The 2,457-nt window shown below is 67.1% G+C and carries 1 protein-coding gene; it reads left to right on the top strand.

Annotated elements, in window-relative coordinates; translation table 11 throughout:
• Nucleotides 1-2,457: SwmB domain-containing protein (locus VTU_RS0121710; RefSeq protein WP_010108821.1), on the top strand; the 2,457-nt coding region annotated here is incomplete at both ends.

Here is a 2,457-nt window from a genome sequence, read left to right as displayed (position 1 = left end):
GACGCAGTGAGCTTCAGCAACCAGACCGTGACCCATGGCACGCCATCGGACACCACGGCCCCGGTGCTCAACACCGCCGTGGTCATCGGCAACCAACTGGTGCTGACCTACATCGACGAGGGCAACCTGGATGCCACCAACACCGCAGCCGCCTCGGCCTTTGCGGTCAACAGCGCGGGCAATGCGGTCATCAGCGTAAGGCGTGTGGCCGTATCGGGCAAGACCGTGACGCTGACGCTGAGCCGCCCCGTAACCAGTGCGGAGACGCTGACCGTGAGCTACACCAAGCCCACGAGCGGCGACAACGTGGTGCAGGACGCTGCCGGCAACGACGCAGTGAGCTTCAGCAACCAGACCGTGACCCATCGCACGCGATCGGACACCACGGCTCCGGAGATCAACACCGCCGTGGTCACCGGCAACCAACTGGTGCTCACGTACACGGAAGCGGGCACCCTGGACGCGGCAGCGCTCGCGGGCAACGCCGGCTTTACGGTGAACACCGCCGCAGGCGCAACGGCCATCACCGTGAGCAGCGCCGTGGTAAACGCGACGGCCAAGACCGTCACGCTGACACTGAGCCGCGCCGTGGCCGCAACGGAGACGGTGAGCGTCAGCTACACCAAGCCCGAATCCGGCGCCGTGGTGCAGGACGCTGCGGGCAACGACGCAGCGAACTTCAGCGAAAGGGCGGTGACCAACAACACGCCGGGCACCACACCCGGAGCAGACACCACGGCCCCGGAGATCAACACCGCCGTGGTCACCGGCAACCAACTGGTGCTCACGTACAGGGAAGCGGGCACCCTGGACGCGACAGCACTCGTGGGCAACGCAGGCTTTACGGTGAACACCGCCGCAGGCACGACGGCCATCACCGTCACCGGAGTCGCAGTGCACATAACGGCCAAGACCGTGACGCTGACACTGAGCCGCGCCGTGGCCGCAACGGAGACGGTGACCGTCAGCTACACCAAGCCCACGCTCGGCAACGGGGTGCGGGACGCTGCCGGCAACGAGGCAGCGAACTTCAGGGAAAAGGCCGTGGCCCACAGCACGCCAGCAGACACCACGCCCCCGGAGTTCCACAGCGCTACGGTCAACGGCGACCGGCTGGTGCTCACGTACACGGAAGCCAACAGCCTGGACGGGGCCGCACTGACGGGCAACGCTGGCTTTGCGGTGAACACCGCCGCTGGCGCGACGGCCATCACCGTGAGCAGCGCCGTGGTGAACGCCACGGCCAAGACCGTGACGCTGACGCTGAGCCGCGCCGTGGCCGCAACGGAGACGGTGACCGTCAGCTACATCAAGCCCGAATCCGGCGCCGTGGTGCAGGACGCGGCGGGCAACGACGCAGCGAACTTCAGCAGCCAGCCTGTGACCCACAGCACGTCAACGCCACCGGGCACGCAGGGCCCCACGCTGGCGGCGACTAACCCGATCACGATCAGCGACGACAAACTGCACCTGGGCGAAAGCGTCACCGTCACCATCCGCTTCTCGGAAGCCATCGCGACCGACAGCTTCACCACCGCCGACCTGACCGTGGGCGGAGGCGCGACGCTGTCCAACCTGCAAAGCACCGACGGCGGAACGACGTGGACGGTCACGCTGACGGCTCCGGGGTTCCTCGATATCCTCTTGGCTCCGACCGCCGACAGAAACTCGACGGGCAACAAGATCAGCGTGAACCTGGCCGGAATCACCAACCGCGCGGGCACCGCAGGGGCGGGCACAGCGGAGTCCACGGTCACCTACGACATTGACGTGACTCCCCCCAGCGTCAGCAGCGCCGCGGTCAACGGCGACCAACTGGTGCTCAGCTTCATCGACGCGAACATCCTGGGCGATACCGCACTGACGGGCAGCGCAGGCTTTACGGTCGGCAGCACCACGGGCACGGCGATCACCGTGAACAGCGCCGTGATAAACGCGACGGTCAAGACCGTGACGCTGACACTGAGCCGCGCCGTGACCAGCTCGGAGACGGTGAGCGTCAGCTACACCAAGCCCGAAAGCGGCAACGTGGTGCGGGACGCTGCCGGCAACGGCGCGTCGGACTTCAGCGACCGGGCTGTCACCAACAACACGTCAACCACGCCAGCGCCAGCAGACACCACGCCCCCGGAGTTCCACAGCGCCACGGTCACCGGCGACCAGCTGGTGCTCACGTACACGGAAGCCAACACCCTGGACGCAGCAGCGCTCGCTGGCAACGCCGGCTTCACGGTGAACACCGCCGCTGGTGCAACGGCCATCACCGTGAGCAGCGCCGTGGTAAACGCGACGGCCAAGACCGTGACGCTGACGCTGAGCCGCACCGTGGCCGCAACGGAGACGGTGACCGTCAGCTACACCAAGCCCGAATCCGGCGCCGTGGTGCAGGACGCTGCCGGCAACGACGCAGTGAGCTTCAGCAACCAGGCCGTGACCCATGGCACGCGATCGGACACC

The sequence above is a fragment of the Verminephrobacter aporrectodeae subsp. tuberculatae At4 genome, assembly GCF_000193225.1.
Lineage (GTDB): Bacteria > Pseudomonadota > Gammaproteobacteria > Burkholderiales > Burkholderiaceae_C > Acidovorax > Acidovorax aporrectodeae.
This window is presented reverse-complemented; position numbering and strand designations above follow the sequence as displayed.